The following is a 22,755-nucleotide window of genomic DNA, read 5'->3' on the forward strand; positions in this document are numbered from 1 at the left end:
CAGGCGATCAAACTCTCCATGGACCTCGCCGGCCGCCCCGGCGGCCCCACCCGGCCGCCGCGCCACCCGCTCGCGCCCGGACAGGAGGCCGTCGTCCGCGCCGCCACGGAGAAGGCCCTCGCCGAGGGCCACGCGTAGAGCCACCCACCCACCCACCGGAAGAGGACCCCATGCGCACCCGCCACGTCTACCACGCGGTGGACTCCCACACCGAAGGCATGCCCACCCGCGTCGTCACCGGCGGCTTCGGCATCGTCCCCGGCGCCACCATGGCCGAGAAGAGGCTCCACTTCGCCGAGCACCTCGACCACGTCCGCACCCTCCTCATGTACGAACCGCGCGGCCACGCGGCGATGAGCGGCGCCGTCCTCCAACCGCCCACCCGCCCCGACGCCGACTACGGCGTCCTCTACATCGAGGTGTCCGGTCTGCTGCCGATGTGCGGCCACGGCACCATCGGCGTCGCCACCGTCCTCGTCGAGACGGGCATGGTGCCGGTCGTCGAACCCGTCACCACCGTCCGACTCGACACCCCCGCCGGGCTCGTGAGCGTCGACGTCCGCGTCGAGGACGGCCGGGCCCGCTCCGTGACCCTCACCAACGTCCCCGCCTTCTCCGTCGGCCTCGACCTCAAGGCGGACGTGCCCGGACACGGGACGGTCACCTACGACCTCGCGTACGGAGGCAACTTCTACGCCTTCGTCGACCTCGACTCGCTGGGCCTGCCGTTCGACCGCGCCCACAAGGACGAACTGCTCGCCGCCGGACTCGCGATCATGGACGCCGTCAACGCCGGTCCCGACCGTCCCGTCCACCCCGAGAACCCGGCCTTCGCCGGAGTGAAGCACGTCTACCTGACCGCGCCCGGCTCCGACGCGACCCGCTCGCGCCACGCCATGGCCATCCACCCCGGCTGGTTCGACCGCTCCCCGTGCGGCACGGGCACCAGCGCCCGCATGGCCCAGCTCCACGCGCGCGGACTCCTCGCCCCGCACACCGACTTCGTCAACGAGTCCTTCATCGGCACCGAGTTCACCGGACGCATCGTCGGCGAGACCGTCGTGGGCGGGCTGCCCGCAGTCGTCCCCACCGTCACCGGCCGCGCCTGGATCACCGGCACGGCCCAGTACTTCCTCGACCCCGACGACCCGTTCCCCGCCGGATTCCTGCTCTGAGCCGCCCGCGGTCGCCCGGGACGGCGGGGAAACGTGACATTGTACGATGCTCCTCCGTGACTTCTCGGAGGACGCACGATGGGTGACCTGAAACAGTACGGCCTCGTCAGAGCCCAGGAACGGCTCCGCGACCAGGTCGGCCACGCCCTCCGCGCAGCCCTGATCGCCGGGGAACTGCGTCCCGGCCAGGTCTACTCGGCCCCCGGCCTCGCGAGCGACCTCGGCGTCTCCGCGACCCCGGTCCGCGAGGCCATGCTCGACCTGGCCCGCGAGGGCCTGGTCGAGCCCGTCCGCAACAAGGGCTTCCGCATCACCGAGGTCAGCGAGCGTGACCTCGACCAGTACACGGAGCTGCGGACCCTCATCGAGGTCCCCACCATCGGCCGGGTCACCCGCACCGCCCCCCGGGAACGGCTGGAGGAACTGCGCCCGGTCGCCGAGGAGATCGTCTCGCGCGCCCGCGAGCACGACCTCATCGGCTACCTGGAGGCGGACCGCCGCTTCCACCTCGCCCTGCTCGCCCTCTCCGGGAACGAGCGGCTCGTCGAGACCGTCGGCGACCTGCGCAAGCGCTCCCGGCTCTACGGACTGACCGGCCTCGACGAGGCCGGCAAGCTCGTCTCCTCCGCCGAGGAGCACCTCGAACTCCTCGACCTGATGATCGCCGGGGACGCGCCCGGCGCCGAGGCCTGCGCCCGTCGCCACCTCGGCCATGTGCGTTCCTTGTGGGCCGACCCCGAGGCGGGCGACGAACCGGAGGCCGGAGACGGCCCGTCCTGACCGGCAGGCCCCCTCACGCACCCTCCGGCGGGACGATCGCCCGCTTGAGGACCTTTCCCGTCGGCCCCTTCGGAAGGGCGTCCGCGAGCCAGATCCGGCGCGGGTACTTGTACGGGGCGAGCCGCTCCCGCACATGGGCGCGCAGCTCGGCGGGGGAGACCCGGCCGCCGGGCCGCAGGACGACCGCGGCGGCGACCTCCTGCCCGTGCACCGGGTGCGGGACGCCGAGGACGGCGGCCTCCGCCACGCACGGGTGGAGGTGGAGGACCTCCTCCACCTCCCTCGGATACACGTTGAACCCGCCCCGGATCACGACGTCCTTGAGGCGGTCGACCACCCGGAAGTCGCCGGTCGCGTCCCGGGTGCCGAGGTCACCGGTGTGCAGCCAGCCGTCCCGTACCGTCTCGGCGGTGGCCTCCGGACGGCGCCAGTAGCCCTTCATGACGTTGTGCCCCCGGACGACGAGCTCGCCGACCTCGCCGTCCGGGACCTCCTTGCCGTCCCGGTCCACCACCCGCATCTCCACCCCCTCGATCGGGATGCCGATCGTGCCGGGGGAGCGCGGCCGGTCGATCCGGTTCACGCAGGCCAGCGGAGACGACTCGGACAACCCGTACCCCTCCAGCACGGCACAGCCGAAGTCCGACTCGAACCCGGTCAGCACCGCCACCGGGAGGGGCGAGCCGCCGCACAGGCAGACCCGCAGCGAGGAGACGTCGTGGGCCGCGCGGTCCGGGTGCCGCAGCAGCAGCCCGTACATGGTGGGGACGCCGAGGAAGACCGTGACCCGGTCCCGGGCGACGAGCGCGAGCGCGCCCGCCGGGTCGAAGCGGGCCATGAGCGTCAGACAGGCACCCACCGACACCGCGCAGTTGAGTCCCATCACCTGCCCGAAGGAGTGGAAGAGGGGCAGACCGCCGAAGACCGTGTCCGAGGGGCCGAGCGCCAGGACCCGCACGCCTTCGTCGACGTTGCGCCGGATGTTGCGGTGGGTGAGCTCGGCGCCCTTCGGCGCCCCGGTCGTGCCGGAGGTGTAGAGCACGACCGCCGTGTCCTCCGGGGCACGGCAAGCGGGTGCCACGCGCGCGTGGCCGGCCAGCAGCGCCGTGAACGCGGCCGGTTCGACCGCCAGGTGCGGGGTGCCCGCCAGCCGGGCGCCCTCGGCCGCCTCCTCGCCGTCCCGGTGCCAGGACAGGAGCAGCGCGGCCTCGGCGTCCGCCAGACAGTGGCGGACCTCGCCCGCCCGCAGCAGCGGATTGAGCGGGACGACGATCGCGCCCGCCCGCAGGATGCCGTAGTAGAGCACGGCGAACAGCGTGCTGTTCGGCAGCATGAGGGCCACCCGGTCCCCGGGACCGACCCCGCGCGCGTGGAGCAGCGCGGCGGCGCGGTGGGCGAGGTCGTCGAGCGCGCCGTACGTCAGCGTCTCGGCGCCGAGACGCAGCGCGGCCCTGTCGGGGTGCACGGCCGCGCTCCGGGCGAGCAGCGCGGGAACGGTGCCGTCGTCGACGCTCATCAGCGGTACTCCTTCGGGGCCGTGCGGTGCGGAGGAAGCGGTACGGGGCGGGGGACGGCCACAGCGGTCAGCAGCAGGCCCCCGCGGACGAGCCAGCGCCCGGGCAGCACGCGCGGCAAGGGACACGGCCCCGCGGGCACCGGCACCAGAAGCCGCGCCCAGAAGCGACCGGAGGCCCGGGGAAGCCCCGCACGCACGCGTGCGGGGGGAGGCGGAGGGGCGCCGTGCGGGGGTGCGGGGAGACGCGGACGGTCGCCGTGCGCGGGTGCGGACGGACACGAGTGGCCGCCACGCGCGCGTGCGGGAGGCAGCGAGTGGTCGTCCCGCGCGCGTGCGGGAGGCCGCGGGCCCTCGGACGGGTCGAGCCGCCATGACACCTCGGCTTCCTCGAAGCCGAGCCAGGCGCCCCCGTATCCGCTCCAGGCCTTGTAGACGGACTCCTTCGCGCTGAACAGCAGCCGGTCCCAGGCGATGTCCGGCCGCCGGGCGGCCAGTTCGCGCAGCCGCGCCCGCTCCGGGCCGAAGACCACCTCCTCGCGGACCCCGGACGGCAGCGGCGCGTGCGGCTCGGCGTCGATGCCGAGGCCGAGGAAACCGGCGGCCGACGCCACCGCCGCGCCCCGGTACCCCGCGCAGTGCGTGATGCTGCCGACGGTGCCCGCGGGCCACGCCGGCGCTCCGCGCCGCCCCCGCAGGAGCGGGGCCGCCGCGACCCCGAGACCCGCGAGCGCCCGGTGGGCACAGAGCCGGGCCGTCGCGAACTCGCGCCGCCTGCCGGGCGCGGCACGCGCCATCAGGGCCTCCTCCTCGGCGAAGAGCCACGGGGGGCGGGGCCCGTCGTCCGTCCCGGGCCCGTCCACCGGCCCGGTTTCCTCGGCCCAGTGCACCCGCTCGGGCAGCAGCGCGCCGAGCAGGAGGAACTCCTCGCTCCGTACGCTCACGCCCGGGCACCCGACGGCGTGCTGCCACGGTCCGCGGCCGGTACCGGAGGCACGACGCGGGGCTCGGGCGTGTTCGGCGAGGCGGCGCCCTGCCGCCTGGCCGTGCCTGCCGTGCCTGCCGTGGCGGTGTCGGGTCCGGCCGTGTGCGGCGAGGCGGCGCCGGGTCCGGCCGTGCCTGCCGTGGCGGTGTCGGGTCCGGCCGTGTGCGGCGAGGCGGCGCCCTGCCGGCCGACCGTGCCCGCCCTGACGGTGCCGGGCCCTGCCGTGCGCGGCGAGGCGGCGCCGGATCCGGCCGCCCCCGCCGAGGCGACGCCGGAGCCGGCCGCGGTCACCGTCGGGAAATCCGCCCACGCCGCGATCCGGTCGACGAGTCCCGCGTTGTGCCGGATCCAGCGGAAGTGGTCGAGCCGCCGGCCGCCCGCGTCCGAGGCCCGGTAGCTCCAGCGCCGGACCCGGGCCGAGGCGAGCTTCCCGCACAGGTGGTCCACGGCCCGCGGCGGCGCCAGCGCGTCGCCCTCGACGTCGACGGCGAGCACGGGCAGGTCGACGCGCCCCAGCGCCGCCTCGTAGTCGGCGGCGGCGCCCCCGGCCCCGTACCGCCCGGTCCGCATCTGCCGCGCCCAGTCCCGCATCACGCCCACGGACTCGCGCCCGCCGAACCCGAACCGGTGCCCCGGCCAGTACCCGAGCAGCTCCGCTCCTGCCACGCACAGCAGGCTCCGCACGAGCCACCGCGCACCCGCCCGGAGGTCCGCCCCCGTGCCGAGCGCGCGCCACCACGCCGAACCGCTGGCCACCAGCACGACCCCCGCGAGGCGGGGCCGGAGCAGCCCGCAGTGCACCAGGCCGAGCTGGCCGCCGAGACTGTGGCCGAGCAGCAGCCTCGGCGCGTCGGGGAAGGCGCGCTCGACGGCGTCGAGGACCGCGCCGACGTCGTGCTCGACGAGCTCGCGGTAGCCGAAGCGGATCCCGCGCGCCGGGACCGGGGTGCTCTCGCCGTGGCCGCGCAGGTCCGTCGTCACCACGGTCGCACCCCGCCGGTGCAGCGCCCGCGCCAGCGGGGTGTAGTGGCGTGCCGCGGTGCCCATCGCGGGGAGGACGACCACGACCGGAGCGGTCGGATCGGGCCGCGCGTGGACCCGGACCACGAGCGTGGCGCCGTCCGGGGCGGTGAGCTCGGCGAGTACGGGGAAGGGGGAGGACCTCATCCCGCCTCCACGGGATCGGCCTCCGGTTCCGGCAGGCGCCAGCCGATCACCCCGGCGCCCCAGGTCACGCCCGCGCCGAACGCCGCCACCCCGAGCAGGCCCGTCGGGCCGAGGCGGCCCTCCCGCCAGGCCTGGTGGAGGGCGAGGGGGATGGAGGCGGAGGAGGTGTTGGCGACCCGGTCGACGTTCAGGTAGAGCCGTTCCGGCGCGACGCCGAGCTCCTTGCCCACCGCGCGCACGATGCGCGCGTTGGCCTGGTGGGCGACGAACAGGTCGACGTCGTCGGCGGTCAGCTCCCGCCGCGCGAGGACGTCCCGGGCCGCCTCGCTCATCCGCTCCACGGCCTGGACGAAGATCTCGGGCCCGTCCATCCGCAGCTTCCGGTCGTACCGGTCGGCGTAGAGCAGCGGAACCAGCTCCCCGTCCGAGCCGAGCCGGAACGCGGGCTCGACGAAGGGGCCCGTGCGCGTCCCGGCGGAGGAACCCGGGGCCGCGTCCGCCACGTCCGCCACGACCACCGCCCCGGCGCCGTCGCCGAGCAGCACCGCCGTCGAGCGGTCCTCGTGGTCGGTGATCCGGGTGAGCGCCTCGGCGCCGCAGACCAGCACGGTGGTCGCCCGGCCCGACTCGATCAGGGCGACGGCGTGGTCCAGGGCGTACACGAACCCGGCGCAGGCGGCGTGCAGATCGAACGCGGCGGCCCGGTCCGCGCTGAGCCGGGCGGCCACCTCCACGGCGAGTCCCGGCGTCGTCCGGTCGGGCGTCGTGGTCGCCACGACGACGTGTCCCACCTCGCGCGCGGTGCGACCCGACGAGGCGAGGGCCGTCCGGGAGGCGGCCAGGGCGAGGTCGGCCAGGTGCCCGTCCTCCGGCAGGAAGTGGCGCTGCCGGATCCCGGTCCGCTTGACGATCCACTCGTCGGACGAGCCGATGGCCTCGAAGTGACTGTTGGGCACGACCCGTTCGGGCAGCGCCGAGCCGACGCCGACGATCGCCGCGGTCATGAGCGGTCCTCCTTGCCGGCGCGGGGCGGGGCGCCGAGGCCCGGGGGCTCGCCGACGGCGCCGGCCCCCATGCGGACGGCGTGCATCCCGCCGTCCGCATGCACGATCTCCCCGGTGACGCTGGCCGCCAGATCCGAGAGGAGGAACAGGACGGGGCCGACGAGCCGGGCCGGATCGGCGCGGCTCCAGCCGAGCGGCGCCTCCTGCTCCCAGCGGTCGGCGATCCGGTCGAAGGTGCTGACGGCCCGCCCGGCCACGGTCTCGACCGGGCCGGCGGCGACGAGGTTGACGCGGATGCCGGAGTGCCCCAGGTAGAGCGCGAGGTAGCGGCAGACCGCACCGAGCGTGGCCTTGCCGACCCCCATCCAGTCGTATCCCGGCCAGGCCCCGGACGAGTCGAAGTCGAGCCCGACGACGCTGCCCCTGGCCGCGCCCGCGCCGCCGCCCTCGCGCAGCAGCGGGGCGAGCGCGGTGGTCAGCGAGTGCAGCGAGAACGCCGCCGTGCGCAGGGCGAGCGTCGCGTCCTCCACGGACGTGGTGAGGAAGTTGCCGCTGAGCGCGGACTGCGGGGCGGCGGCGATCGCGTGCAGGACGCCGTCGACCGCGCCCCAGCGGCGCTCCAGTTCCTTCGTGAGTGCGTCCAGGTCCTCGGGACGCGTCACGTCCAGTTCCAGGACGTCGGCCGGGTACGGCAGGCCCGAGGCCGCGGCCTCCGTGATCCGCCGGGTCCGCCCGAAGCCCGTGAGGAGGACCTCCGCGCCGGCCTCCTGGAGCGCCCGCGCGGTGTGCCAGGCGATCGAGTCGTCGTTGAGGACCCCGGTCACCAGATAGCGGCGCCCCGAGAAGCCGAGCGGGTCGGGGGTGCCGTGGGGGTCGCGGGACGCGCGCATCAGGACCGCCCTTCCACGGCCAGGACGAGGGCCGCGTTGTGTCCGCCGAAGCCGAAGGAGGTGGAGAGGCCGTACAGCACGCCCGTACGCGCGCGGGTGGTGAGCTTCCGCGCCGCCCGGACGAGGTCGAGCGGGCCGAGCGCCGGGTCGGGGTGGCGCAGCCCCGCCGTCGGGGGCGCCACGCCGTGCCGCAGCGCCTGGAGGGTGGCGACGGCCTCGACCGCGCCCGCCGCCCCGAAGAGGTGCCCGAGGGCGCCCTTGCCGGAGGAGAGCGGCAGCTCCGCGAGGACGTCGGCTCCGAGGGCCTGCCGCAGCGCCTCGCACTCCAGACGGTCGTTGAGGGCGGTGCCGGTCCCGTGGGCGTTGACGTACGCCAGCTCCCCGGGCGCCACCGAGGCCTCCCGCAGCGCGAGCGTGACCGCCCGGGCCGCGGGCCCGCCGTCGGGGGCGGGCGCGGTGACGTGATGGGCGTCGGAGGTCGCCGCGTACCCCCGTACGGCTCCGAGGGCCTCGGCCCCGCGCCGGGCGGCGCCCGCCGCGGTCTCCAGGACGAGGATCCCGGCGCCCTCGCCGATCACGAAGCCGTCGCGGTCCCGGTCGAAGGGGCGGGAGGAACCGCTCGGCGAGAGGGCGCCGGCGTTCGCGAAGGAGGCCGCCACCAGGTCCGAGGAGGAGGCCTCCGCCCCGCCGACCACGACGGCGTCGGCCGCTCCCGAGGCCAGGAGCCGCATCCCCGTGCCGACGGCCTGCGCGCCGCTGCTGCACGCGGACGCGACGCACAGGCTCTCGCCGCGGAAACCGTGCCGCATGGAGAGGTGGGCGGCGGCCGCGTTGGCCATCATCTGCGGGATCATCAGCGGCGAGACGAACCCGGCGCCCTCCTTCTCGTACACCTCCCGCTGCGCCTCGAAGGAGGCCGTGCCGCCGAGCCCGCAGCCGATGACGCAGGCGACGCGCTCGGGGAGCCAGGGGGAGGGGGCGCCCGCCCGGTGTCCGGCCCGGGTCAGGGCCTCCTCGGCCGCCACCAGGGCCAGCTGGGTGAACCGGTCGGTGCGGCGCACCAGGTTCCGCGGCAGGTGGTCACCGGCGGTGAAGTCCGCGTGCCGGACGGCCGGGTGGGAGCCCGCCGGCGCCGTGTCCCCGGCCACGGCGCGCTCGTGGAGCACGCCGGCGCCGACGCCGAGCGGGGTGACCGCGCCGAAGCCGGTGACGACGACCTCCCGCCCCCGCTGCGGATCACTCAACTCCGGCCTTCCGGTAGCACAGTTCGAGGATCTGGCCGACGGTCTCGATGCCGTCGAAGTCCTTCGTGCGGACCGGTACGCCGAGGTCCCGCTTGACGGACTGGGCGAGCTCGACCATGTCCAGCGAGTCGATCTCCAGGTCGTCGAGCGCGGCCCCCGGCAGGACGTCGCCCTCGTCGACGCCCAGTTCGACGAGGGCGTCGGTGATGAACTGCTCGATGGCGGCGCGGTCCGGCGTCGTGGACGTCGCGGATGTCTCGGACATGACTCTCCCGTGCGATGAGGGGGATCGAGGCTGTGCTCAGGGCTGGCATCGAGGCCGTGTTCGAGCCCGCGATCAGGGGCTGGGACCAGGGCTGTGACCAGGCCCGCGATCAGGGGCTGGGACCAGGGCCGCGATCAGGGCTGTGATCGGGGGGTGGCGAGCTTCGAGGCGTGGTACGGGGACCAGTGCCACTGGCGCCAGTAGCTCTCCGCGATGTCCACCCACTCCTCCAGGCGCGCGGCGCTGTCCAGGAAGCGGGAGGCGCTGACCACCAGCCAGCTGTAGACGGCCTGGCTGTCGCGGCAGCCGCCGCAGTCCCCGGACGTGCAGCAGAACTGCAGCGACTCGTAGTCGGCGCCCCAGGCGGCGAAGCCCGGGATGACCGGGTTGCCGTTGGCGACCCGCTCCTCGTGGTCGGGATGGTCGACGCTGAGGCTCGGGCAGACGTCGTACCCGAAGCGCGCCCCCCAGTGCGAGGTGCCGGTGATGAGGGCGCGGATGAAGTACGGGTGGCTGACCACGGCCTCGGGGTACGCCTCCTTGACCCGCAGGGCCTCTTCGAGGACGCGCCGCTCGTTCTCGATCCGGATCGGGTTGTCCGAGCCGTGCTCGCTGTAGAAGTTGAAGGTGACGATGTTGCCGTTCTCGGCGATCCTGCGCACGGTCGGTTCGAGGTACGGCAGCCCGGCCTCGGAGAGCGCGAAGATGAACAGGACGCGCGGGTCGTCCTTGTAGTGCGAGAGCGCCGTGTCGAACAGGCCGGTGAACTTCGAGCCGTTGACCCGGATGGCCCGCAGGTCGTCGTCGAGCGGCCCGCCGCCGAAGATGCTGACGGCCACGGCGATGTGCTCGAAGCCCTGCACGGGCATCGGACGCAGACCGTTGGTCGAGATCGTGATGTACGGCAGCTCCTCGACGAAGGCCTCCACCCGGCGCAGCACCAGGGTCGGCTCGCCGCCGATCAGCGTGGCCTGGTTGACCCCCTCGTCCCGCAGCCGACGGGCGAAGGAACGGATCCTGTCGACGTCGGAGAGCTCGCGCACGGCCGTGTCGAAGCCGCCCTCGAAGTACCAGCAGCCCTTGCAGCGGATGTTGCAGGTGTTGGTGAGGTGGACCTCGCACGAGCGCACCTCCCGGCCCAGCCGGCGCAGTCTGTGCAGGCGTTCGGCGAGGTCGGGGCGTTCGGCCAGGAGGGCGGCGGTGCGCTCCTTCGCCTCACGGCGGCCGAGCGGGCGCGGGGTGATGGTCAGGGGGGTGGCCATGGGCTGCGGACTCCTCGGTCGGACTGCTGCTCGATGTCTCTCGCGCTCGCGCTCTCTGGCCGTACGGGGGCTGGGCGGTGTACGGGGTACGGAATACGGGACAGGGGGTACGGGGTCCTGGTCGTACGGGAACCGGACGGCGTACGGGGAACGGGGTGGCGTACGGGGAGCCGGGCTCCGCCGGTACGGGGAGAGCCGGGCTCCGCCGGTACGGGGAGAGCCGGGCTCCGCCGGTACGGGGAGCCGGGCTCCGCCGGTACGGGGAGCCGGGCTCCGTGCGGGCGCCTCGTGCGGGCGCCTCGCCGTGCCGGCTACTCGGGGACCTTCAGGCCGAGGTTCTCGATCCGCGGGGTGACCTTCGCCCGCCAGATGTCGCGCGCCTCCCCGTTGGTGGTCTGCCGGAGACCGAAACGGACCGCGAGCTTCGACCTCTCCGAACGCGCGCTGCCGAAGATCCGGTTGAATCCCGGCCACAATCGGTCGAGACCCTGCTGGAGTTCCTCGCGGCCCTCCTCGGTGCGGGCGAGATTCCGGCAGACCCGCGCGCCGTGCGCGATGTGCACCTTCTCGTCGAGGATGATCGTGCGCACCGCCTCGGCCCACGGCTTGTAACTGCTCTGCGCGAATTCGGAGATCATCACCATCGCGGTCTCCTCGCCGATGTACGAGAAGATTCCGCGCTCCGCCCAGGTGGTGCAGGTGTGGAACTCGTGGCCGGCGAAGAGATCACGGTCCGCGAGTCGCTGCTGCTCCATGTACCCGGTGTCCACGCCGATGTCGGCCAGGATCCTCTTGCCGATCTTGTAATGGTCGTACTCCTCGACGGCGCGTTCGGCGCACACCTGCCGTTCCTCGGCGTTCGGCGCCAGCGGCAGGAACACCTGGATGTAGTCGTCGGCGCCGGACAGTTCACCCTCGGTGTTGACGATCATTCCCCGCACGGCGATCTCGCGGTAGTCCTCGGGCATGGCGAGGAATTCCTCGGGGGTGCGGACGACGACTGCCTCGTCGACGGGAACGGAAGATGCCATGGTGATCCACTCGCCTCGCTCGTTCGACTTCGACCCGAAAGACCGCTGACATCGCGGTGGTGGAGCGGTCGAACGCTATCCACGGCACAGCGGTCCATCAATGAGACCGGGTACCGGAATGGCCGATTTCCCCGAGTCGCCCCCGGCGTGCGGAGAACCCGATCAAGAACCGCGTGCGGCGCGTCGGACAGCCCGGAGGAAGATCGCCCCGCCCACCCTTTCCGGTGCCGACCAGGGAGAAAGGAAGGGGGAGCCCGATCTTCCGAATTCACTGCACGCGGCCGGATTTCCACGGCCCGCAGAGTGGCCGAATCGGACCCGGCACAAGCCCGGACCAAGCCCCTGGCAGGGCGGGAATTCGCTCCGTACGGGACCCGGAAGAGTGTCAACTCGGCCACGCCCGGCAGCAATCGAACGACCTGGACACCGCCTTGAATCTCTATATGCTGGCGCCATGCTTTCTGCCGCCTCCGCGCCCACGAACGCCACCCCCTCCGCCTCCTCGGCGCCCGCGCCGGCCACCGCCTCACGGCTGGCCGGCGTCGGCTCGTCGCCGGTACGGGAGATCCTGGCGCTCACGGCACGGCCCGAGGTGATCTCGTTCGCCGGCGGCCTGCCCGCCCCCGAGCTGTTCGACATCGACGGGATCCGCGCGGCGTACGACCGGGTCCTCACGGAGAACCCGCGGCACGTCCTCCAGTACTCGACCACCGAGGGCGACCCGGACCTCCGCGCCGCCGTCGCCGACCGGCTCACCGCGCGCGGACTGCCCACGGACGCCGACGACCTGCTCGTCACCACCGGCTCGCAGCAGGCCCTCACGCTCCTCACCACCGCCCTCGTCGAACCGGGCGGCGTCGTCCTCGTCGAGAACCCCTGCTACCTGGCCGCCCTGCAGACCTTCGGCTTCGCGGGCGCCCGCGTCGTCCCCGTCCCCACCGACGACCAGGGGATCATCCCCGAGGCGCTGGAGGAGATCGCGGCCCGCGAGAAGGCCACCCTCCTCTACGTCGTCCCCACCTTCCAGAACCCCACCGGCCGCACCCTCCCCGCCGAGCGCCGCCACGCCGTCGCCGAGGCCGCCGCGCGGCACGGGTTCTGGATCATCGAGGACGACCCGTACGGCGAACTGCGCTACGACGGCGAGCGCGTCCCCCCCATCGCCGCCGACCCCGTCGCGGCCGACCGCACCGTCCTGCTCGGCTCCTTCTCCAAGGTGATGGCCCCCGGCCTCCGGCTCGGCCACCTGCGCGCCCCCGCCGGGCTGCGGCGCGCCTGCGTGATCGCCAAGCAGGCCGCCGACCTGCACACCTCCACCATCGACCAGGCCGCGGCCGCGCGCTACCTGCGCGACAGCGACCTCGACGCGCACGTCGCGGTGATGCGCGCCGCCTACCAGGAGCGCCGGGACGCGATGCTCGACGGCCTGCCGGGCGCCCTGCCCGAGGGCAGCCGGTGGAACAGGCCGGAGGGCGGCATGTTCATCTGGGCGACCCTCCCCGCGGGCTTCGACGCCACCGCCCTCCTGAAGACGGCCGTCGGGCACGAGGTGGCGTACGTGCCGGGGGCGCCGTTCTTCTGCGGCGAGCCGGACCCGGGCGCGATGAGGCTGTCGTTCACGACGCACTCGGCCGACGAGATCGGGGAAGGGCTCCGCCGGCTGGCGAAGAGCTTCGTCCGATGACGAACGCCGGGAACCCCACGACCCGCGCGCAGGCGTCGTCTCCTGACGCCGGGACGCTGTCGCCGGACGAGCTGAACGCGCTCGTCCAGCGGCAGTTCCCGGACTACGCCGCCTGCCGCGTCACCGACGCGAGCGGGACGCACCTGCTCATGGAGGCGGACGGGGCCAGGCTCCGCACCCGGCCCGGCGGCACGATCTCCGGTCCCGAACAGGCCGGACTCGTCGACCTCGCCGCCTTCCTCCTCGTCAACGCCCGGCTCGGACGCCCCACGCCGATGGCGCTCACCACCTCGCTCCAGATCAGCTACCTCAACCGTCCCCGCCCCGGACTGCTCCGGACGCACGCGCGCATGGCCAAGTTCGGCCGGCGCCTCTGCGTGGTCCTCGCCGAACTCAGGGACGAGGCGGGCGACCTGGCGGCCTCCGCCACCGTCACGTACTCCGTCCCGCCGACGGTCGCAGGTCAGGGGACCGGCTGACCCGGAGCCGGCCGCCGGCCGGTCCCGGGGCATCACCTCGTGTCGTTGTTGGGCCGAACGGGTGAGGAGCGGGAGGATGGACCCATGAGTAGGTACGAGAGGTACGACGTCACCGACGAGCAGTGGGAGGGCCTCGCCCAGGTCGTGCCCCTGCGCGGCCGTGACGAATGGCCGTCCAGGGTCGACCACCGCACGATCCCCGAGCAGTACGAATCCGCCGAGCAGCGCCGCATGGTCGTGCTCCGCGTGCAGGTCTTCGCCGACGCCCGCGAGGTCGCCGAGTACCTCATCGCCCAGATCCCTGTGCTCCTCGATCTGACGAGCGCCGACACCGAGGTCGCCAAGCGGATCCTCGACTTCAGCAGCGGTGTCGTCTTCGGCCTCGGCAGCGGGATGCACCGCGTCGACCGGAACGTCTTCCTGCTGGCCCCGGCCGGTACGGAGGTCGAGGGCGCGGAGGGCGAGGACGAGGAGGACCTCGTGGGCGGCCGGACCGCCGGAGTCCCCCGATCGTAGGAAGGCCGTCTCGCCGTAACGGTTCGTCAGGGAATGATCTGCGTACGGTCCGGACATGGACCTCACCGGCGGCTCCACGCTCGCCAGCACGTCAGACGCCCGCCCCTCCGACGTCGTTCCCTCCCCGGTTCGTCCGCCCGCGGTCGACCCCGCCCCGGCCGGCCCCGTGCCGGACGGCCCCGCCCCGGCCGGCTTCGCCCCGGTCGGCCCGCCCGTGGTCGGCCCCGCGCCGGACGGCCCGTCCGTGACCGGCCCTCCACCGGCCGGGCTTCTCGCGGCCGGGCCTCCCGCGGGTGGCCTTTCACCGGTCTGCCCTCCGTCGGGCGGCCTTCTCCCGGGAGGCCTTCCGCGGGTCGGCGTTCCCGTGGTGCGTGCCTCCGCGGCAGGCGTTCCCGTGGTCGGCTCACCGGTCGGCTCGTCTTCCGCCGCGACGGCTTCCGCCGCCCGCGCCCCGGGGCCCGACGTCTCGGAACCCGGCGTCTCGGATCCCGGGTTCCCGGAACCCCGCGTGTCGGGTCCCCGCGCTCCGGGACAGCGCGCCCCGGGTCCTCGGGTCTCCGTCCCCGGGGCGCGGGGCCCGGTCCCGGCGGAAGGCCCGGTCGCGGCGGCGGGCCGGGGCGGGCCGCTCGTCGCCCGGCCCGCCGTCACCGAGCTGCGGCTGTCCGCGTTCGCCGGCCACCGCTCCGCCGCGCACGCGCTCGGACCGGTCACCCTCTTCACCGGGCCCAGCGGCAGCGGCAAGTCCACCGCCCTGCGGGCGTACGAGGCCCTGGCCAGGCTCGGCGCGGGCGACCCGCTCGACGAGGTGTTCCCCGACCCCGCCGGCTGCGTCCCCGAGCGCGCCCGGCCCGACGCCCAGGGCCGGCGCGGCTTCCGGATCGGCTGCACGGTGGACGGCCCCGAAGGACCCGTCCACCTGGACCTCGCCGTGCAGGCCGAGCCCCGGCTCCGGATCGTCGGCGAACGGCTCACCGGCCGGGGCCGCACCCTGCTCGCCACCGCGCTCCGCGATCCCGGCCGCAGCACCGTGCAGGCCGAGTGGCACACGGCCGGCGCCACCCCCGTCACCCGCGCCCCGTTCCCCGACGACCTGCTCGGCACGGCGCTGCTGCCGCTGCGGGTCGCGGGCAAGACCCGGGGGCAGCTGGAGGTCCTGGCCGCCGCCGAGCAGGTGGTCATCGGTCTGCGGTCCGCCTTCGCCTGCGACCCCCGGCCCGAGCGGATGCGGGCCCCCGTGCCGCCGGGCGAGGGGCGCCTGCGGCGTGACTGCGGCAACCTCGCCGAGGTCCTGCACCGCACCCACACGGACTGCCCGCGCCGGCACCACCGCCTGGCCGCCGTCGCCGGAGCGGGCTGCGCGGGACCGGTCACCGGGGTCGGCGTGCAGGAGCTTCCGGAGGGCACCGTCCGCGCCGTCCTCGAACGCGGCGGCCGGCCCGCGACCCCGCTCGGCCGCCTCGGCGACGGCGAACTCCGCTACCTGGCCCTCGCCCTCACGCTGCTCACCGGCCCCGGAGTCCTGGAGATGGACCGGATCGCCGAGGTGCCGGACGCCATGCAGAGCCTGACGCTGCTCGCCGACGGCCTGGACCGGGGGCTCGACGGTCGCCAGGCGGGCGAACTGCTCCGGCTGGCGACGGACATCGCCGCCGACGGACACATCCGGGTGGCGGGCGCCGTCGGGGAGCGGACGGCGGGGGAGGCCCGGCGGACGCCCGGCGTGACGGTGGTAGACCTGGGCGGATGACGGATGACAACGACGTGGCGGGGCTGCAGCGCAGGCTGGCCGAGTTCGCGGCGGCCCGCGACTGGCAGCCCTACCACACACCCAAGAACCTGGCCGCGGCCCTCAGCGTGGAGGCGGCCGAACTCCTGGAGATCTTCCAGTGGTTGACGCCGGAGCAGGCGGAACGGGTGATGGACGACCCGGACGACGCGCACCGGGTCGCGGACGAGGTGGCGGACGTGCTCGCCTACCTCCTGCAGTTCTGCCAGGTGCTCGGGGTCGACCCGCTGGCGGCGCTCGCGGCCAAGATCGACCGGAACGAGGTCCGATTTCCCGCCCGGAGACGGGTCGGAGGGGGTGAGAAAGGAGCCGCGGACGTCGATCCGGAGAAAGATCGTCACTCTTCGGAGTGATCGACTTGTCCCCATCCAGCTTCCTGTCCCCAGATTTCCGTTTTCCTCTGGCGTCGAGGCTCAGGCGGCCTCACTCTGGGTAGTGAGTGAGTGGGCAGTAAGTCGTACGAACGGGGGCGGCGTTGATGGAAGCGGAGCGGCTCGTCGCGCTCGGCCGACAGGCGTTGGCGGAGAGCGGCACGGCACAGGACATCGTGGCGGAGGCCTGGCAGGCCCAGGCGCTCGCCCAGGCGATAGGGAGTCACCTCGCGCTCTGCGGACCGCTGGAGCTGCGCGGCGAGGCGCGGGGGCTGAGCGAGGCCGGGGAGTACCCCACCTGGGGATCCGACGGTCCGCGCGCGGGCAGGCTGACCGAAGTCGCGGACCCGTGGGGGGCGTTGACCGCGCTGGGAGAGCTTCTCGGGGAGGTGGGGATCGCGCTCGTGGGGGTGGCCTGCGCCACCGACGAGGAAGGGCTCTACTGGCAGTGCATCGAGGCGATCGACGCCGCCGACGAGTCGAGCGACCGGGTGCGCGGGATGCTGCGGCGCCTCGCCGTGCGCGATGGGGAGCGCGCCCGCCCGCCCGACCCCGCCCGAGGCCGAGCGGGCCCGGGGCGGGGCCCGTCATGGTGAGGGTGCGCGGGGAACCGCTGTTCCTCGTGGTGCCGCTGCTCGGATCAGTACCGGCCGGTGCCGGGGCGCTCGTACCGGGTCTGGGCCCGGGGCTGGTTCCGCAGGTCCGGCGGCCCCCGGCTCTGGTTCTGGCCCCGGCTCTGGTTCTAGCCCTGGCTCTGGCTCTGGCCCTGGCCGTGGCCGTGGTCGTGGTCGTGGCCCTCGGCCTGCGGCTGAGGGCGCGACTCGGGGGCGAGGCGGTCGGACGTGGACTGGAGGTCGGCGTCCAGCTGGGAGAGGTCGGCGGAGAGCGCGGCCATCAGCTCCTCCATCTGCTGGAGCAGGCCCTTGGGGGCGCCGGCACCCTTCTGCTCGGGCACGGACTGCGACACCGGCTGTTCGGGCACGGCCCGCTCCGGCGCGGCTTCCTGGGACATGGCGGCCTCCTCGGCCCGGGCCCCGCCGTCGAGGGCGGGACCGTGAGGGAGACGCACCGGCAGCGGCCGCCGGCACGCGGGCCGGGCGGTCCGGCTCCGCCGAGCCAACGACGGGTGTCGCGCCCCGGTCACTGGCCAGGGCGGACGCGGCCCGCCGGGGGACCCGATATTCACCCGACCGAGCCGGTGCGGCCGGGAAGCTGACGGCGAGGTTGACACGCACCCGACGGTGCAGGATGGAGGCATGGCTCTTCGCGTCTTCACCGAACCCGGATCTGGACCCGGCCCTGGACCTGGACCTGGTCCCGGATCTGGACCGTCCGGAGCCGATCTCCGCCGGGGCCCCGCCGGGGCCGGGACGAGCGGGGTGGTCCGATGAGACCGGTCCGTGCGCTCGCAGAAGCCTTCGGGGAGGGAGCACTCGTCCTCGACGGCGGGCTGTCGAACCAGCTGGAGGCGCAGGGCTGCGACCTCTCGGACGCGCTCTGGTCCGCGCGGCTCCTCGCCGACGGGCCCGAGCAGATCGAGACGGCCCACACGGCGTACGTGCGGGCCGGCGCGCGGGTGCTGATCACCTCCAGCTACCAGGCCACGTTCGAGGGCTTCGCCCGGCGGGGCACCGGCCGGGAGGAGGCGGCACGGCTGCTCGGCCGGAGCGTGGAGCTCGCCCGGACGGCGGCGGAGACGGCGGAGGAGGAGGTGTGGGTGGCCGCGTCCGTCGGGCCGTACGGGGCGATGCTGGCGGACGGCAGCGAGTACCGGGGACGGTACGGGTTGTCCGTGGGGGCGCTGGAGGGGTTCCACCGGCCGCGGATCGACGTGCTCGCCGGGGCCGCGCCGGACGTCCTGGCCCTGGAGACGGTGCCGGACGTGGAGGAGGCCGAGGCGCTGTTGCGGGCGGCAGAGGGGTGCGGGGTGCCGGTCTGGCTGTCGTACACGGTCGCGGGCGGGCGGACCCGGGCCGGGCAGGACCTGGCGGAGGCCTTCGCGGTCGCCGCGGGGAACGACCAGGTCGTGGCGGTCGGGGTGAACTGCTGCGACCCGGCCGGGACGGAGGCCGCCGTGGAGCTCGCCGTGGCCGTGACCGGGAAGCCGGCCGTCGTCTACCCCAACAGCGGGGAGCGATGGGACGCCCGGGCGCGGGGGTGGCGCGGGGACACGGCCTTCGACCCGGCCCGGGCCGCCGCCTGGACCGGAGCGGGGGCCCGCCTCGTCGGGGGCTGCTGCCGCGTCGGCCCGAAGACGATCGCCGCACTCGCCGAGACCCTGTCGGCGGGGGACGACGCCGAGACCGGCACCGGCTGAGCCGAGCCCCGGGGGACGGGCCTCGCACGTCGGCGCGTCGCGGCCCGGACCCGGTCGCCCGGACCCGGTCGCCCGGCGGGCCTCCCCGGCGGTGGCGGTGGGAAAATGCCTGGTCGGTGGTGCGAGGGGGCGCCCATACTCGAGCGTGTGTTCCTGACGATCAGCACCTACGGCCATCCGGAGCGACCCGCGACCGATCTCGGTTTTCTGCTGCACAAGCATCCCGAGCGGGCGCAGGCGTTCTCGACCTCGCACGGCACGGCGCACGTCCTCTACCCCGAGGCGAGTGCCGAGCGGTGCACGGCGGCACTCCTCCTGGAGGTGGACCCCGTGGCGCTCGTGCGCCGCGGCAAGGGCAAGGGCCGGGGCGGCGCTCCGGACTCCGCGCTCGCGCAGTACGTCAACGACCGGCCCTACGCGGCGTCCTCGCTTCTGGCCGTCGCGCTCGCCAAGGTCTTCAAGACGGCGCTGCACGGCGAGTGCAGGGCGATGCCCGAGCGGGCCGCCGCGCCGTTGCCGCTGCGCGTCGAGGTCCCCGTGCTCCCCGCCCGGGGCGGCGCGGAGCTGGTGCGGGCGCTGTTCGGTCCGCTGGGCTGGGACACGGTGGACGCCGAGCCGGTGGCGCTGGACGCGGAGTTCCCCGAGTGGGGCGACTCGCGGTACGTGCGGCTGGTCCTGGAGGGCGAACTGCGGCTCGCGGACGCCCTCAACCAGCTGTACGTCCTGCTGCCGGTCCTCGACGACGCCAAGCACTACTGGGTCGCGCCCGACGAGGTCGACAAGCTGCTGCGCGCCGGTGACGGCTGGCTGGCCGGTCACCCCGAGCGGAAGCTGATCACCGCCCGTTACCTCTCGCGTCGCTGGGGTCTGGCCCGGGAGGCGACGGAGCGGCTCGAACTGGTGCGGCTCGCCGAGGCCGAGGGCCTGGACGTCGAGGACGTCGACAACGCCGTCGACGAGACCACCGACACGGAGGAGCGTCCGGTGCCGCTCGCCGAGCGGCGGCGGGAGGCGATCGTCGCCGTGCTGAGGGGCGCCGGCGCGACGCGCGTGCTCGACCTCGGCTGTGGGCAGGGGCAGTTGGTGCAGGCCCTGCTCAAGGACCCGCGCTTCACCGAGATCGTCGGTGTGGACGTGTCCGCGCGTGCCCTGGGCGTCGCCGCGCGCCGGCTCCGGCTCGACCGGCTGGGGGAGCGGCAGGCCGCCCGGGTGAAGCTGACGCAGGGCTCCCTCGCGTACACCGACAAGCGGCTCGCGGGCTATGACGCGGCCGTGCTCAGCGAGGTGATCGAGCACCTGGACCTGCCGAGGCTGCCGGCCCTGGAGTACGCGGTGTTCGGCTCGGCCCGGCCCCGTACGGTCGTCGTGACCACGCCGAACGTCGAGCACAACGTGCGCTGGGAGTCCCTCCCGGCCGGGCACGTCCGGCACGGCGACCACCGCTTCGAGTGGACCCGCGCGGAGTTCCGCGCCTGGGCGGCCGGTGTCGCGGGGCGGTACGGCTACGGGGTGGAGTTCGCCCCCGTGGGACCGGACGACCCGGAGGTCGGGCCGCCGACCCAGATGGCCGTCTTCAGCCGTACGGAAGCCCGTACCGAGAGCGGTGACGGAAGCCGTACCGAGAACGGTGACGGAAGCCGTACCGAAACCCGTACCGACGAGACCTCGAAGGGGGTCACGGCATGACCCGCGCCCTGCCCGTCACTGATCTGTCCCTCGTGGTGCTCGTCGGCGCCACCGGTTCCGGCAAGTCCACCTTCGCCCGGCGCCACTTCAAGCCGACCGAGATCATCTCCTCCGACTTCTGCCGCGGGCTCGTCGCCGACGACGAGAACGACCAGTCCGCGAGCAAGGACGCCTTCGACGTCCTCCACCACATCGCGGGCAAGCGCCTGGCGGCGGGGCGGCTGACCGTCGTCGACGCCACCAACGTGCAGCAGGAGGCCCGTCGCCGGCTCGTCCGGCTGGCCAGGGAGCACGACGTGCTGCCGATCGCGATCGTCCTCGACCTCCCCGAGGAGGTGTGCCGCAGCCGGAACGCCGCCCGGCCCGACCGGGCGGACATGCCGGCGCACGTCATCCAGCGCCACCGGCGGGAGCTGCGCCGTTCGCTGCGCGGCCTGGAGCGCGAGGGCTTCCGCAAGGTGCACGTCCTGCGTTCCGTGGAGGAGGCCGAGGAGGCCGAGGTCGTCCTGGAGCGCCGCTTCAACGACCTGCGGCACCTCACCGGGCCGTTCGACATCGTCGGTGACGTCCACGGCTGCCGCTCCGAGCTGGAGACCCTGCTCGCGAAGCTCGGATACGTCGACGGGCGCCACCCCGAGGGGCGGACGGCCGTCTTCGTCGGCGACCTCGTCGACCGGGGTCCCGACTCGCCGGGCGTCCTGCGCCGGGTCATGGGGATGGTCGCCGCGGGCGACGCGCTGTGCGTCCCCGGCAACCACGAGAACAAGCTCGGCCGGTGGCTCAAGGGACGGAAGGTGCAGGAGACGCACGGACTGGCCGAGACGATCGAGCAGTTGGGGCGCGAGAGCGAGGAGTTCCGCGCGGAGGTGGCGGCGTTCATCGACGGCCTCGTCAGCCACTACGTGCTCGACGGCGGGAACCTCGTCGTCTGCCACGCCGGTCTGCCGGAGAAGTACCACGGCCGGACCTCCGGGCGGGTGCGCTCGCACGCGCTGTACGGGGACACCACGGGCGAGACCGACGAGTTCGGGCTGCCGGTGCGCTACCCCTGGGCGGAGGAGTACCGGGGCCGGGCCGCCGTCGTGTACGGCCACACGCCCGTGCCCCGCACCTCCTGGGTCAACAACACCCTCTGCCTCGACACCGGGGCCGTCTTCGGCGGGAGGATGACCGCGCTGCGCTGGCCCGAGCGCGAGCTCGTCGACGTACCGGCCGAGAAGGTCTGGTACGAGCCGGCCCGTCCGCTCGTCACCGAGGCGCCCGGCGGACACCAGGGACGCCCCCTGGACCTGGCCGACGTGCACGGGCGGCGGATCGTGGAGACCCGCCACCTCGGGAACGTCGCCGTGCGCGAGGAGAACGCCGCGGCGGCCCTGGAGGTCATGAGCCGGTTCGCGGTCGACCCGCGGCTGCTCGCCTACCTGCCGCCGACGATGGCGCCCACCACCACCTCGAAGGAGGAGGGCTACCTGGAGCACCCGGCCGAGGCCTTCGCCCAGTACCGGGCCGACGGCGTCGAGCGGGTCGTGTGCGAGGAGAAGCACATGGGCTCCCGGGCCGTGGCCCTCGTCTGCCGGGACGAGGAGGCGGCCCACGAGCGCTTCGGCGTCGCCGGGGTGACCGGCGCCCTGCACACCCGTACCGGACGGCCCTTCTTCGACGACCGGGACGTCACGGAGGAGGTCCTCGGCCGGCTGCGGACGGCGATCGGCGCCGCCGGACTCTGGGACGAACTCGACACGGACTTCCTGCTGCTCGACGGCGAGCTGATGCCGTGGTCGCTCAAGTCGGCCGGGCTGCTGCGCGCGCAGTACGCGGCGGTCGGCGCCGCTTCCGGCGCCGTCCTCCCCGGGGCGATCGACGCCCTGGAGCGGGCGGTGGGGCGCGGGGTCGAGGGGCTCGACGGGCTGCTCGCCCGGCAGCGGGAACGGGCCGTGGACGCGGCGGCCTTCACCGAGGCGTACCGCAGGTACTGCTGGCCGACCGAGGGCCTGGAGGGCGTGCGGTTCGCGCCCTTCCAGCTGCTCGCGACGCGCGGGCGCTCGCTCGCGGCGGTGCCGCACGACGAGCAGCTGGCCCGGCTCGACCGGCTCGTCGAGCACGATCCGACCGGGCTGCTCCAGGTGACCCGCCGACTCGTCGTCGACACCGGCGACGAGTCCTCGGTCCGCGCGGGCGTCGACTGGTGGCTGGAGCTGACCGGGGCGGGCGGCGAGGGCATGGTCGTCAAGCCGCTGGCGGCGCTCGTCCGGGACGCGAAGGGGCGGCTGGGGCAGCCGGGCGTGAAGGTGCGCGGCCGGGAGTACCTGCGGATCATCTACGGCCCGGAGTACACCCGACCGGAGAACCTGGAGAGGCTGCGGCAGCGCTTCCTCGGCCACAAGCGGTCGCTCGCGCTGCGTGAGTACGCGCTCGGCCTGGAGGCCCTCGACCGCCTCGCCGGGGGCGAACCGCTCTGGCGGATCCACGAGGCCGTCTTCGCGGTCCTGGCCCTGGAATCGGAACCGGTCGACCCGAGGCTCTGACCGGGCTTCCGAGAAGGGCGGGCGCCGGGCTTCCAGGAAGGGCGGGCACCGGGTTTTCGCGAAGGGCGGGCGCCG

Annotated in this window: 21 protein-coding genes; 11 read left to right on the forward strand and 10 right to left on the reverse strand. The window is 74.5% G+C overall.

Translation table 11 applies throughout. From position 1 onward, the window contains the following. Positions 1 to 170 precede the first annotated feature (170 nt). Positions 171 to 1,175, forward strand: coding sequence for a proline racemase family protein (locus tag IE180_RS26350; RefSeq protein WP_190159455.1), 1,005 nt, complete (start codon positions 171 to 173; stop codon positions 1,173 to 1,175). A gap of 78 nt (positions 1,176 to 1,253) precedes the next feature. Then, positions 1,254 to 1,955, forward strand: a complete 702-nt coding sequence (locus IE180_RS26355) for a GntR family transcriptional regulator (protein WP_190159456.1) — start codon at positions 1,254 to 1,256, stop codon at positions 1,953 to 1,955. 13 nt (positions 1,956 to 1,968) lie between these two features. Here IE180_RS26355 and IE180_RS26360 read toward each other — a convergent pair whose 3' ends face one another. The 9 genes from IE180_RS26360 to IE180_RS26400 form a co-directional block, all read right to left on the reverse strand. After that, positions 1,969 to 3,471: a long-chain-fatty-acid--CoA ligase gene (locus tag IE180_RS26360; RefSeq protein ID WP_190159457.1), complete on the reverse strand. Its 1,503-nt coding sequence runs from the start codon at positions 3,469 to 3,471 to the stop codon at positions 1,969 to 1,971. After that, positions 3,471 to 4,412 (reverse strand): 4'-phosphopantetheinyl transferase family protein, encoded by a 942-nt coding sequence (locus IE180_RS26365; RefSeq protein WP_229860898.1) that lies wholly within the window; start codon positions 4,410 to 4,412, stop codon positions 3,471 to 3,473. Before IE180_RS26365 ends, IE180_RS26360 begins: the two co-directional genes overlap by 1 nt. After that, on the reverse strand, positions 4,409 to 5,620 hold the full coding sequence (locus IE180_RS26370) for an alpha/beta hydrolase family protein (protein WP_190159458.1): 1,212 nt from the start codon (positions 5,618 to 5,620) through the stop codon (positions 4,409 to 4,411). Before IE180_RS26370 ends, IE180_RS26365 begins: the two co-directional genes overlap by 4 nt. Next, on the reverse strand, positions 5,617 to 6,624 hold the full coding sequence (locus IE180_RS26375; protein ID WP_190159459.1) for a beta-ketoacyl-ACP synthase 3: 1,008 nt from the start codon (positions 6,622 to 6,624) through the stop codon (positions 5,617 to 5,619). The genes IE180_RS26370 and IE180_RS26375 overlap by 4 nt, the downstream gene beginning before the upstream one ends. Next, positions 6,621 to 7,514, reverse strand: a complete 894-nt coding sequence (gene fabI, locus IE180_RS26380) for an enoyl-ACP reductase FabI (protein ID WP_190159460.1) — start codon at positions 7,512 to 7,514, stop codon at positions 6,621 to 6,623. The genes IE180_RS26375 and fabI overlap by 4 nt, the downstream gene beginning before the upstream one ends. After that, on the reverse strand, positions 7,514 to 8,758 hold the full coding sequence (locus IE180_RS26385) for a beta-ketoacyl-[acyl-carrier-protein] synthase family protein (protein WP_190159461.1): 1,245 nt from the start codon (positions 8,756 to 8,758) through the stop codon (positions 7,514 to 7,516). The genes fabI and IE180_RS26385 overlap by 1 nt, the downstream gene beginning before the upstream one ends. Continuing rightward, the gene (locus IE180_RS26390) at positions 8,751 to 9,023 is read right to left on the reverse strand and encodes an acyl carrier protein (protein WP_190159462.1); all 273 of its coding nucleotides are present in this window, start codon (positions 9,021 to 9,023) and stop codon (positions 8,751 to 8,753) included. The genes IE180_RS26385 and IE180_RS26390 overlap by 8 nt, the downstream gene beginning before the upstream one ends. A 134-nt stretch (positions 9,024 to 9,157) precedes the next feature. Then, positions 9,158 to 10,285 carry a radical SAM protein gene (locus tag IE180_RS26395; protein ID WP_190159463.1) on the reverse strand — a complete coding sequence of 376 codons (1,128 nt, stop codon included), beginning with the start codon at positions 10,283 to 10,285 and terminating at the stop codon, positions 9,158 to 9,160. Positions 10,286 to 10,596: 311 nt separating this feature from the next. Further along, positions 10,597 to 11,316 (reverse strand): Phenylacetic acid catabolic protein, encoded by a 720-nt coding sequence (locus IE180_RS26400; RefSeq protein WP_177181612.1) that lies wholly within the window; start codon positions 11,314 to 11,316, stop codon positions 10,597 to 10,599. Between the two features lie 454 nt (positions 11,317 to 11,770). Between IE180_RS26400 and IE180_RS26405 the strand changes: the two genes are divergently transcribed. The 6 genes from IE180_RS26405 (at position 11,771) to IE180_RS26430 (ending at position 16,748) form a co-directional block, all read left to right on the forward strand. Further along, positions 11,771 to 13,000, forward strand: a complete 1,230-nt coding sequence (locus IE180_RS26405; protein ID WP_190159464.1) for an aminotransferase-like domain-containing protein — start codon at positions 11,771 to 11,773, stop codon at positions 12,998 to 13,000. Further along, the gene (locus IE180_RS26410; protein WP_190159465.1) at positions 12,997 to 13,479 is read left to right on the forward strand and encodes a PaaI family thioesterase; all 483 of its coding nucleotides are present in this window, start codon (positions 12,997 to 12,999) and stop codon (positions 13,477 to 13,479) included. Before IE180_RS26405 ends, IE180_RS26410 begins: the two co-directional genes overlap by 4 nt. 84 nt (positions 13,480 to 13,563) lie before the next feature. Further along, positions 13,564 to 13,995 carry a cell division protein SepF gene (locus IE180_RS26415; protein ID WP_190159466.1) on the forward strand — a complete coding sequence of 144 codons (432 nt, stop codon included), beginning with the start codon at positions 13,564 to 13,566 and terminating at the stop codon, positions 13,993 to 13,995. Between the two features lie 508 nt (positions 13,996 to 14,503). Next, positions 14,504 to 15,742, forward strand: a complete 1,239-nt coding sequence (locus tag IE180_RS26420; protein WP_373302825.1) for an AAA family ATPase — start codon at positions 14,504 to 14,506, stop codon at positions 15,740 to 15,742. Continuing rightward, positions 15,739 to 16,134 (forward strand): nucleotide pyrophosphohydrolase, encoded by a 396-nt coding sequence (locus tag IE180_RS26425; RefSeq protein WP_190159467.1) that lies wholly within the window; start codon positions 15,739 to 15,741, stop codon positions 16,132 to 16,134. The genes IE180_RS26420 and IE180_RS26425 overlap by 4 nt, the downstream gene beginning before the upstream one ends. A 125-nt stretch (positions 16,135 to 16,259) precedes the next feature. Then, positions 16,260 to 16,748, forward strand: a complete 489-nt coding sequence (locus IE180_RS26430; RefSeq protein WP_190159468.1) for a DUF6099 family protein — start codon at positions 16,260 to 16,262, stop codon at positions 16,746 to 16,748. A 146-nt stretch (positions 16,749 to 16,894) separates the two neighbouring features. Here the strand turns inward: IE180_RS26430 and IE180_RS26435 are convergent, their stop codons facing one another. Further along, positions 16,895 to 17,164 carry a hypothetical protein gene (locus IE180_RS26435; RefSeq protein ID WP_190159469.1) on the reverse strand — a complete coding sequence of 90 codons (270 nt, stop codon included), beginning with the start codon at positions 17,162 to 17,164 and terminating at the stop codon, positions 16,895 to 16,897. Positions 17,165 to 17,539: 375 nt separating this feature from the next. Here IE180_RS26435 and mmuM point away from each other — a divergent pair, with 375 nt between their 5' ends. From mmuM to IE180_RS26450, 3 genes are all read left to right on the forward strand, one after another. Continuing rightward, on the forward strand, positions 17,540 to 18,469 hold the full coding sequence (gene mmuM / locus IE180_RS26440) for a homocysteine S-methyltransferase (protein WP_190159470.1): 930 nt from the start codon (positions 17,540 to 17,542) through the stop codon (positions 18,467 to 18,469). Between the two features lie 147 nt (positions 18,470 to 18,616). Beyond that, on the forward strand, positions 18,617 to 20,155 hold the full coding sequence (locus IE180_RS26445; RefSeq protein ID WP_190159471.1) for a 3' terminal RNA ribose 2'-O-methyltransferase Hen1: 1,539 nt from the start codon (positions 18,617 to 18,619) through the stop codon (positions 20,153 to 20,155). Beyond that, positions 20,152 to 22,680 (forward strand): polynucleotide kinase-phosphatase, encoded by a 2,529-nt coding sequence (locus IE180_RS26450; RefSeq protein ID WP_190159472.1) that lies wholly within the window; start codon positions 20,152 to 20,154, stop codon positions 22,678 to 22,680. The genes IE180_RS26445 and IE180_RS26450 overlap by 4 nt, the downstream gene beginning before the upstream one ends. Positions 22,681 to 22,755 lie beyond the last annotated feature (75 nt).

The organism is Streptomyces litmocidini (genome assembly GCF_014649755.1).
Classification (GTDB): domain Bacteria; phylum Actinomycetota; class Actinomycetes; order Streptomycetales; family Streptomycetaceae; genus Streptomyces; species Streptomyces litmocidini.

What these genes read in the sequence shown, in the direction of transcription:
- IE180_RS26350 (WP_190159455.1), top strand. Translation starts at nt 171, where the DNA reads ATGCGCACCCGCCACGTCTACCACGCGGTGGACTCCCACACCGAAGGC.
- IE180_RS26355 (WP_190159456.1), top strand. Translation starts at nt 1,254, where the DNA reads ATGGGTGACCTGAAACAGTACGGCCTCGTCAGAGCCCAGGAACGGCTC.
- IE180_RS26360 (WP_190159457.1), bottom strand. Translation starts at nt 3,471, where the DNA reads ATGAGCGTCGACGACGGCACCGTTCCCGCGCTGCTCGCCCGGAGCGCG.
- IE180_RS26370 (WP_190159458.1), bottom strand. Translation starts at nt 5,620, where the DNA reads ATGAGGTCCTCCCCCTTCCCCGTACTCGCCGAGCTCACCGCCCCGGAC.
- IE180_RS26375 (WP_190159459.1), bottom strand. Translation starts at nt 6,624, where the DNA reads ATGACCGCGGCGATCGTCGGCGTCGGCTCGGCGCTGCCCGAACGGGTC.
- fabI (WP_190159460.1), bottom strand. Translation starts at nt 7,514, where the DNA reads ATGCGCGCGTCCCGCGACCCCCACGGCACCCCCGACCCGCTCGGCTTC.
- IE180_RS26390 (WP_190159462.1), bottom strand. Translation starts at nt 9,023, where the DNA reads ATGTCCGAGACATCCGCGACGTCCACGACGCCGGACCGCGCCGCCATC.
- IE180_RS26395 (WP_190159463.1), bottom strand. Translation starts at nt 10,285, where the DNA reads ATGGCCACCCCCCTGACCATCACCCCGCGCCCGCTCGGCCGCCGTGAG.
- IE180_RS26400 (WP_177181612.1), bottom strand. Translation starts at nt 11,316, where the DNA reads ATGGCATCTTCCGTTCCCGTCGACGAGGCAGTCGTCGTCCGCACCCCC.
- IE180_RS26405 (WP_190159464.1), top strand. Translation starts at nt 11,771, where the DNA reads ATGCTTTCTGCCGCCTCCGCGCCCACGAACGCCACCCCCTCCGCCTCC.
- IE180_RS26410 (WP_190159465.1), top strand. Translation starts at nt 12,997, where the DNA reads ATGACGAACGCCGGGAACCCCACGACCCGCGCGCAGGCGTCGTCTCCT.
- IE180_RS26415 (WP_190159466.1), top strand. Translation starts at nt 13,564, where the DNA reads ATGAGTAGGTACGAGAGGTACGACGTCACCGACGAGCAGTGGGAGGGC.
- IE180_RS26425 (WP_190159467.1), top strand. Translation starts at nt 15,739, where the DNA reads ATGACGGATGACAACGACGTGGCGGGGCTGCAGCGCAGGCTGGCCGAG.
- IE180_RS26430 (WP_190159468.1), top strand. Translation starts at nt 16,260, where the DNA reads ATGGAAGCGGAGCGGCTCGTCGCGCTCGGCCGACAGGCGTTGGCGGAG.
- IE180_RS26435 (WP_190159469.1), bottom strand. Translation starts at nt 17,164, where the DNA reads ATGTCCCAGGAAGCCGCGCCGGAGCGGGCCGTGCCCGAACAGCCGGTG.
- mmuM (WP_190159470.1), top strand. Translation starts at nt 17,540, where the DNA reads ATGAGACCGGTCCGTGCGCTCGCAGAAGCCTTCGGGGAGGGAGCACTC.
- IE180_RS26450 (WP_190159472.1), top strand. Translation starts at nt 20,152, where the DNA reads ATGACCCGCGCCCTGCCCGTCACTGATCTGTCCCTCGTGGTGCTCGTC.